Here is a 7,959-nt window from a genome sequence, read left to right on the forward strand (position 1 = left end):
GGGAAATGGTCGTGCCTGTTTCCGCGCGGCGGCTCGGAAGCCTGTTATACACGACGTCGGGCAACGGAACGACGCGACGGAACCAAGTGCCTCCCGAATCCAGAAACCAGCCGTGAACCGTCTCTTGCTGCCAATTGATATCCCGGGGCGTGAAGGCGAAGAAATAAGCTTTTTTGCGGCCCATGTAAAGCAGTTGCTTGACGAAGCCGGTTCGAGTGCCGAAAGGCGAAGTCGGCGATTTCGTCGCGCTGTCGGTCAGAATGCCGATCAAAGGGCCGAGCTTGATTTCATCGGTGTCCGCGCTGGACAAGTGGACGTTGCCTGACATCGGGATCCGCACGGAACGGCGAAGCCCGGCCGACATATAGACATGGTTTCCCGCTCGATTAATCGTCCTTACCGTGGCGGGAACGGTGTCCCGTCCGAGCTTGACGTTAACCGATTTTCGTCCGTTCAGCTTGAGCTGCTTCGCGAGAGGGCTGGATAGCCAGACGATTCTCTCGGGCTGCTGGGTGAAGTGGACGTTACAGATGGTCAAACTCATGAATTACCCTCCCAGGTGAACGAAACAGGATATGACGGGCGTAGCTGACCGGCCGTCCGGCAGCCGTCCGGGCGACCGCCTCTCCGAAGCATTCCATGGCGGCGCGGCCAGGCTTCGAATTGGCTTCCAGAAACCAGAGCCGGCCGGATCGATCGACGCCGAAGTCAAGGCCTAGCTCGGCGAAACGTCCGTAACATTGCTCAAGGGTACATACGACATGGAGGCAGCATTCCCGGATCTCTTCTAACAGCATGACGGCTTTCTCGCCGCCGAACATCGAAGCAAGCGCGGCTTGCGCGGGTTCAGCCGTCCCCCCTCCGTGCAAATTCGCGGTAACCGTCTCGGCTTGGCCGCGGCGGATCGCCGTGCCGGTAAGCGCCCAACGGCCCTTGCCGTTCTTTTGCACGAGAGCGCGAATGTCGAACGGTTCGTCCTTGGCGTTGCGCAGGTCAAGAAGCGGCTGCATGACGTATTCCCTGCCGCCGATCCATCTGCCGATGCGGGCTGCCGCTTCATGGAAGTCGGCGCAATCGCACGAGAAGGCTCGATTGTCGGCAAGCCGTCCGCGTAGAGAGACGCTTCCGTCCGCTTTCCGGCGGACGGCGACGACTCTGCGCCCCTGACTTCCGGCAGCGGGCTTCAGGAACGCAGCTCCCCGGTTTCTTGTCAGCCAGCGAAGAAAAGAATCGGTTCCTTCATAGAGCCTCGTAGGCGGAAGATAGGGAGAAAGCCGTTCGTCGCCTGCAAGCGCGAGCTGAACCGCGGCTTTGCCGGGCAAGGGTCCGTTCAGATGAGCAAGCCGTCGCGCAGAGTTAAGCTTCCGCAGCGCTTGCCGATATTTGCGCTTCTCCGATTCGTTCGCCGGCCAGGAGCGATCATACACTAGCGCTGGCAGCGGATGGGCTTCGCGCTGCCACTTGAGCAAGCTCGGCTCAAAGCGCCAGCCTTGAACGGTTCCGTCAGCCGGATTCCAGGTCCAAGGGGCAAATGCGAACACCGACAGGCCTTGCCGGCTTCCGTGCTCGCCGAGCTTGCGGATGAAGCGGCTTTCCGCGAACGGAGGCAGCGCATTTTTTTCGCATACGAGTATGCCGAGCGCTGGCGCTTTGTCAGTCTCGCGGATGAAGGCGTCAGAATCCGGATAAATGACGGGCATATTGAATCATCATCCGCACCGAAGGACGGATTTTCCCTTCTTTTAATGGCGTATTGTCATTCTTGGAAGGCTTGGAGTTCACTTCGAGCAGCCAAACCCGGCCGGATGTGTCGATCGCGAGGTCGATCCCCAGCTCGCCGAAGTGCGCCGGAATTTTCTCGTCGATTCCTTTGGCGATATCGAGTGCGGCGCGTTGAAGCCGGGACGACGCGACGGCTCTGTGCGTCCCTGGCAAATTCGATTTGGCAACGGCTTCTTTGACGGTCGAGAGGGTACCGCCTCTAGCCAGATTGGAGACGAAATGGTGCGAACCCGCCGTTCTTCCGACAATGGACGTTATTTGCCACGCTCCGCTTGCGTTTTTTTGCGTTAACGCCCGGAAATCGACGGGACGCCCTCCGGCTTCGATCAATGTCAGTCCTTGCTGGATTAAATAACGGACCGTTTTCATTTTGCCGGAAATGGAGGAGAACAGCTTGGCGGGATCGTTGAACGACTGCCTTCGCGTGCCGTTGACGGTTGCATAGGAAGCCTGCCAGCTCTCCGAACCGACGCGGGTCAGGCGGATAATTCCTTTGCCGAGGCTGCCCCGGACGGGCTTCAAGAATACCGCCGAATAGCGGGTGCACATACTCTTGAACATCGCGTAGCTGCGCAGCGAGTACGACTCGGGCAAATACTTCTGGACGGCGCTGTCTTTTTTGAGAGCTTCGAACACTTCGGATTTGTCCAGGAATTTCTCGTTGAATACATGGGAGCCATACCGATTTCGGATATCCTTCATGAAGCTCTGCACGACGGCGCTGTTCTCCAGCTTGCGGGTCGTCAGCCGATTGTTGACGACATCGGGTGCGGGCAGAGACATCCGATGCCATCCGGTTGCGTTATGCACCCAGCCCTCCACCGAATTCGAACTTGACCCGATACCCCCGGAGTGAAAAAATAGACGTATGCTCCTTGGGCGCGGCACGCTGTTGTCAATTCCCGGCAAAAGAGCGTAATGTCCCCGAACGGTTTATCCGGGATATGGGGGAAGCTGCGGCTGACAAGGACGCCGATAAGCGGTCCAAGCGCAAGAGTGCGGCCGGATGTCCGGTATTGCAGCCTTAGCGGCGTACCGGAATGGATTCCCATTCGGTGAGAAAGCGTCTGGCTCATGCGCATGCCTTCGAAGCGGGGAACCGGGACGAGAGTGACGGAGTGACGGAACGCGCCGAATTTCAGCGAAATCGGCTGATGGGCAGGGATTTTAAGCTGCTTCATTACGCTTTCTCCCAGCATGAGGACGTCGTCGGACAAGATGTCGGAGCTGACGATTTGGACGTTGACTTTCGGGGTGGACATGCTAGCTTGCTCCTCCCACCGATTCGTTCTTCATGATGAAGGCACTCCCACAATTCCTCTCGTGGGCTCGCGAGAATACTCCATCATATGAGGACATCTATCTATCGGTGATTGGTGGTCAGGCGTTATCGAACGAATGAAAATGCAAGGCGTGGCCTATCGAATAGGAGGAACGGCGTTGAAAAATGGCGACAGGATCGCGTTCGGCGGCACGGAATGAACGAAAAAGAGAAATCGACGGCAACGAGGAAGTCGGATCATATTCGAATATGTCTGGATGAGCAAGTGTCGGGGCAAGGGGTGACGACCGGATTCGAGCATTACCGGTTTCGTCATTCCGCATTGCCGGAGCTGTCGCTCTCCGAGACGGAATTGAGCGTCGATCTGCTTGGCAAAAAGCTGAAGACGCCGCTTCTCATAAGCAGCATGACCGGAGGGACCGAGCAAACCGGTGCCATTAACCGGAGACTGGCGGAAGCGGCGGAAGCGCGAGGCTGGGGGATCGCGCTCGGCTCGATGCGAGCGGCGATCGAGCGGGAGGAGCTTGCGTCCACGTTCCGAGTACGGAAGCAAGCGCCCACGACGTTGGTGATCGCCAATTTGGGCGCCGTTCAGCTTAATTACGGCCTTGGACCCGAAGATTGCCGCCGAGCCGTTGCATTGGCGGAAGCGGATGCGCTCGTGCTCCATCTGAATGCGCTTCAGGAAGCGTTTCAACCGGGAGGAGATACCGATTTCGGCGGCTTGCTTCGTCGGATCGAAGAAGTATGCCGCCGCCTGTCCGTACCGGTCGGAATCAAGGAGGTAGGCTGGGGCATCGATAGCGATACCGCTCGAAGGTTGACGGATGCGGGCGCGGCTTTCATCGACGTAGCGGGAGCCGGCGGAACTTCCTGGAGCCAGGTCGAAAAACTTCGTCAGTCGACCCGGTAGTAAGAGCCGCCGCGGAGGCGTTCGTCGACCTGGCTCCAGGAAGTTCCGCCGGCTCCCGCTACGTCGATGAAAGCCGCGCCCGCATCCGTCAACTTCGAGCGGTATCGCTATCGATGCCCAGCCTACCTCCTTGATTCCGACCGGTACGGACAGGCGGCGGCATACTTCTTCGATCCGACGAAGCAAGCCGCCGAAATCGGTATCTCCTCCCGGTTGAAACGCTTCCTGAAGCGCATTCAGATGGAGCACGAGCGCATCCGCTTCCGCCAATGCAACGGCTCGGCGGCAATCTTCGGGTCCAAGGCCGTAATTAAGCTGAACGGCGCCCAAATTGGCGATCACCAACGTCGTGGGCGCTTGCTTCCGTACTCGGAACGTGGACGCAAGCTCCTCCCGCTCGATCGCCGCTCGCATCGAGCCGAGCGCGATCCCCAGCCTCGCGCTTCCGCCGCTTCCGCCAGTCTCCGGTTAATGGCACCGGTTTGCTCGGTCCCTCCGGTCATGCTGCTTATGAGAAGCGGCGTCTTCAGCTTTTTGCCAAGCAGATCGACGCTCAATTCCGTCTCGGAGAGCGACAGCTCCGGCAATGCGGAATGACGAAACCGGTAATGCTCGAATCCGGTCGTCACCCCTTGCCCGACACTTGCTCATCCAGACATATTCGAATATGATCCGACTTCCTCGTTGCCGTCGATTTCTCTTTTTCGTTCATTCCGTGCCGCCGAACGCGATCCTGTCGCCATTTTTCAACGCCGTTCCTCCTATTCGATAGGCCACGCCTTGCATTTTCATTCGTTCGATAACGCCTGACCACCAATCACCGATAGATAGATGTCCTCATATGATGGAGTATTCTCGCGAGCCCACGAGAGGAATTGTGGGAGTGCCTTCATCATGAAGAACGAATCGGTGGGAGGAGCAAGCTAGCATGTCCACCCCGAAAGTCAACGTCCAAATCGTCAGCTCCGACATCTTGTCCGACGACGTCCTCATGCTGGGAGAAAGCGTAATGAAGCAGCTTAAAATCCCTGCCCATCAGCCGATTTCGCTGAAATTCGGCGCGTTCCGTCACTCCGTCACTCTCGTCCCGGTTCCCCGCTTCGAAGGCATGCGCATGAGCCAGACGCTTTCTCACCGAATGGGAATCCATTCCGGTACGCCGCTAAGGCTGCAATACCGGACATCCGGCCGCACTCTTGCGCTTGGACCGCTTATCGGCGTCCTTGTCAGCCGCAGCTTCCCCCATATCCCGGATAAACCGTTCGGGGACATTACGCTCTTTTGCCGGGAATTGACAACAGCGTGCCGCGCCCAAGGAGCATACGTCTATTTTTTCACTCCGGGGGGTATCGGGTCAAGTTCGAATTCGGTGGAGGGCTGGGTGCATAACGCAACCGGATGGCATCGGATGTCTCTGCCCGCACCCGATGTCGTCAACAATCGGCTGACGACCCGCAAGCTGGAGAACAGCGCCGTCGTGCAGAGCTTCATGAAGGATATCCGAAATCGGTATGGCTCCCATGTATTCAACGAGAAATTCCTGGACAAATCCGAAGTGTTCGAAGCTCTCAAAAAAGACAGCGCCGTCCAGAAGTATTTGCCCGAGTCGTACTCGCTGCGCAGCTACGCGATGTTCAAGAGTATGTGCACCCGCTATTCGGCGGTATTCTTGAAGCCCGTCCGGGGCAGCCTCGGCAAAGGAATTATCCGCCTGACCCGCGTCGGTTCGGAGAGCTGGCAGGCTTCCTATGCAACCGTCAACGGCACGCGAAGGCAGTCGTTCAACGATCCCGCCAAGCTGTTCTCCTCCATTTCCGGCAAAATGAAAACGGTCCGTTATTTAATCCAGCAAGGACTGACATTGATCGAAGCCGGAGGGCGTCCCGTCGATTTCCGGGCGTTAACGCAAAAAAACGCAAGCGGAGCGTGGCAAATAACGTCCATTGTCGGAAGAACGGCGGGTTCGCACCATTTCGTCTCCAATCTGGCTAGAGGCGGTACCCTCTCGACCGTCAAAGAAGCCGTTGCCAAATCGAATTTGCCAGGGACGCACAGAGCCGTCGCGTCGTCCCGGCTTCAACGCGCCGCACTCGATATCGCCAAAGGAATCGACGAGAAAATTCCGGCGCACTTCGGCGAGCTGGGGATCGACCTCGCGATCGACACATCCGGCCGGGTTTGGCTGCTCGAAGTGAACTCCAAGCCTTCCAAGAATGACAATACGCCATTAAAAGAAGGGAAAATCCGTCCTTCGGTGCGGATGATGATTCAATATGCCCGTCATTTATCCGGATTCTGACGCCTTCATCCGCGAGACTGACAAAGCGCCAGCGCTCGGCATACTCGTATGCGAAAAAAATGCGCTGCCTCCGTTCGCGGAAAGCCGCTTCATCCGCAAGCTCGGCGAGCACGGAAGCCGGCAAGGCCTGTCGGTGTTCGCATTTGCCCCTTGGACCTGGAATCCGGCTGACGGAACCGTTCAAGGCTGGCGCTTTGAGCCGAGCTTGCTCAAGTGGCAGCGCGAAGCCCATCCGCTGCCAGCGCTAGTGTATGATCGCTCCTGGCCGGCGAACGAATCGGAGAAGCGCAAATATCGGCAAGCGCTGCGGAAGCTTAACTCTGCGCGACGGCTTGCTCATCTGAACGGACCCTTGCCCGGCAAAGCCGCGGTTCAGCTCGCGCTTGCAGGCGACGAACGGCTTTCTCCCTATCTTCCGCCTACGAGGCTCTATGAAGGAACCGATTCTTTTCTTCGCTGGCTGACAAGAAACCGGGGAGCTGCGTTCCTGAAGCCCGCTGCCGGAAGTCAGGGGCGCAGAGTCGTCGCCGTCCGCCGGAAAGCGGACGGAAGCGTCTCTCTACGCGGACGGCTTGCCGACAATCGAGCCTTCTCGTGCGATTGCGCCGACTTCCATGAAGCGGCAGCCCGCATCGGCAGATGGATCGGCGGCAGGGAATACGTCATGCAGCCGCTTCTTGACCTGCGCAACGCCAAGGACGAACCGTTCGACATTCGCGCTCTCGTGCAAAAGAACGGCAAGGGCCGTTGGGCGCTTACCGGCACGGCGATCCGCCGCGGCCAAGCCGAGACGGTTACCGCGAATTTGCACGGAGGGGGGACGGCTGAACCCGCGCAAGCCGCGCTTGCTTCGATGTTCGGCGGCGAGAAAGCCGTCATGCTGTTAGAAGAGATCCGGGAATGCTGCCTCCATGTCGTATGTACCCTTGAGCAATGTTACGGACGTTTCGCCGAGCTAGGCCTTGACTTCGGCGTCGATCGATCCGGCCGGCTCTGGTTTCTGGAAGCCAATTCGAAGCCTGGCCGCGCCGCCATGGAATGCTTCGGAGAGGCGGTCGCCCGGACGGCTGCCGGACGGCCGGTCAGCTACGCCCGTCATATCCTGTTTCGTTCACCTGGGAGGGTAATTCATGAGTTTGACCATCTGTAACGTCCACTTCACCCAGCAGCCCGAGAGAATCGTCTGGCTATCCAGCCCTCTCGCGAAGCAGCTCAAGCTGAACGGACGAAAATCGGTTAACGTCAAGCTCGGACGGGACACCGTTCCCGCCACGGTAAGGACGATTAATCGAGCGGGAAACCATGTCTATATGTCGGCCGGGCTTCGCCGTTCCGTGCGGATCCCGATGTCAGGCAACGTCCACTTGTCCAGCGCGGACACCGATGAAATCAAGCTCGGCCCTTTGATCGGCATTCTGACCGACAGCGCGACGAAATCGCCGACTTCGCCTTTCGGCACTCGAACCGGCTTCGTCAAGCAACTGCTTTACATGGGCCGCAAAAAAGCTTATTTCTTCGCCTTCACGCCCCGGGATATCAATTGGCAGCAAGAGACGGTTCACGGCTGGTTTCTGGATTCGGGAGGCACTTGGTTCCGTCGCGTCGTTCCGTTGCCCGACGTCGTGTATAACAGGCTTCCGAGCCGCCGCGCGGAAACAGGCACGACCATTTCCGCTCTCAGGG

At 58.4% G+C, this 7,959-nt stretch carries 3 protein-coding genes and 5 pseudogenes; 4 read left to right on the top strand and 4 right to left on the bottom strand.

The features are described 5' to 3' along the window. The 3 genes and pseudogenes from D3H35_RS03375 to D3H35_RS03385 all read right to left on the bottom strand — a co-directional run. Positions 1 to 544 (bottom strand): annotated as a pseudogene (locus tag D3H35_RS03375) (YheC/YheD family protein); the annotation flags it as partial. After that, positions 525 to 1,700 carry a YheC/YheD family endospore coat-associated protein gene (locus tag D3H35_RS03380; protein WP_119147770.1) on the bottom strand — a complete coding sequence of 392 codons (1,176 nt, stop codon included), beginning with the start codon at positions 1,698 to 1,700 and terminating at the stop codon, positions 525 to 527. The pseudogene D3H35_RS03375 and the gene D3H35_RS03380, both read right to left, overlap by 20 nt. Beyond that, positions 1,675 to 3,044: pseudogene (locus tag D3H35_RS03385) on the bottom strand (YheC/YheD family endospore coat-associated protein). Before D3H35_RS03385 ends, D3H35_RS03380 begins: the two are co-directional and overlap by 26 nt. 216 nt (positions 3,045 to 3,260) lie before the next feature. On the opposite strand from D3H35_RS03385, the pseudogene fni (D3H35_RS03390) reads away from it, so the two are divergent. After that, positions 3,261 to 4,006: pseudogene (fni, locus tag D3H35_RS03390) on the top strand (type 2 isopentenyl-diphosphate Delta-isomerase); the annotation flags it as partial. Here fni (D3H35_RS03390) and fni (D3H35_RS03395) read toward each other — a convergent pair. Then, positions 3,998 to 4,689: pseudogene (gene fni / locus D3H35_RS03395) on the bottom strand (type 2 isopentenyl-diphosphate Delta-isomerase); the annotation flags it as partial. The pseudogenes fni (D3H35_RS03390) and fni (D3H35_RS03395) overlap by 9 nt on opposite strands. A 216-nt stretch (positions 4,690 to 4,905) precedes the next feature. On the opposite strand from fni (D3H35_RS03395), the gene D3H35_RS03400 reads away from it, so the two are divergent. The 3 genes and pseudogenes from D3H35_RS03400 to D3H35_RS03410 form a co-directional block, all read left to right on the top strand. After that, positions 4,906 to 6,276 carry a YheC/YheD family endospore coat-associated protein gene (locus D3H35_RS03400; protein ID WP_119147772.1) on the top strand — a complete coding sequence of 457 codons (1,371 nt, stop codon included), beginning with the start codon at positions 4,906 to 4,908 and terminating at the stop codon, positions 6,274 to 6,276. Then, complete coding sequence (locus tag D3H35_RS03405; protein ID WP_119147770.1) at positions 6,251 to 7,426, top strand: YheC/YheD family endospore coat-associated protein; 1,176 nt, start codon at positions 6,251 to 6,253, stop codon at positions 7,424 to 7,426. Before D3H35_RS03400 ends, D3H35_RS03405 begins: the two co-directional genes overlap by 26 nt. Then, positions 7,407 to 7,959: pseudogene (locus tag D3H35_RS03410) on the top strand (YheC/YheD family protein); the annotation flags it as partial. The gene D3H35_RS03405 and the pseudogene D3H35_RS03410, both read left to right, overlap by 20 nt.

The sequence above is a fragment of the Cohnella faecalis genome, from assembly GCF_003570905.1.
Lineage (GTDB): Bacteria > Bacillota > Bacilli > Paenibacillales > Paenibacillaceae > Cohnella > Cohnella faecalis.